At 47.0% G+C, this 434-nt stretch carries 1 protein-coding gene; it reads right to left on the bottom strand.

All coding sequences use genetic code 11. The features are described from left to right. On the bottom strand, window positions 1-434 hold a 434-nt coding region (locus A3750_RS03775), incomplete at both ends, for an alpha/beta fold hydrolase (RefSeq protein ID WP_156498372.1).

Below are 434 nucleotides of genomic sequence, written 5' to 3'. Positions count from 1 at the left end.
GCCAGATCGCTACAGGTGTTTTGATGGTGCCGGCCTCACGCTTTAATCGCTCTATTTGCTTGAGGTAATCATTAAACCATCGGGCGGAAACCTGGCCATGATTCAGCGGGTCGTTGATATACGCATCAACTACCTCCTGATTGCCGCACACAATGTTCGGATCAATTTTGTTTTTAAGCCCAAGAGACGGATACCAAGCGCTCATTAATTGACCTAGGATCTTTTTGAAAACAGGAACCTTGTAAGACACATCCGAAGCGGGACCGCTGAGCACTGCGGCCTTAAACACATTCGGATACTCCAGCAAGTGCAAAGCTGCAATCATGCCACCCATAGAATGTCCAAGTAGATATTGATGCTCTTGCTTAACGGTTTTTCGAAGCATTTCCAGATCACGCGTGTACTCAGACCACGCATTTACATGTCCACGAACA

This window comes from Oleiphilus sp. HI0079 (assembly GCF_001635105.1).
This window is presented reverse-complemented; position numbering and strand designations above follow the sequence as displayed.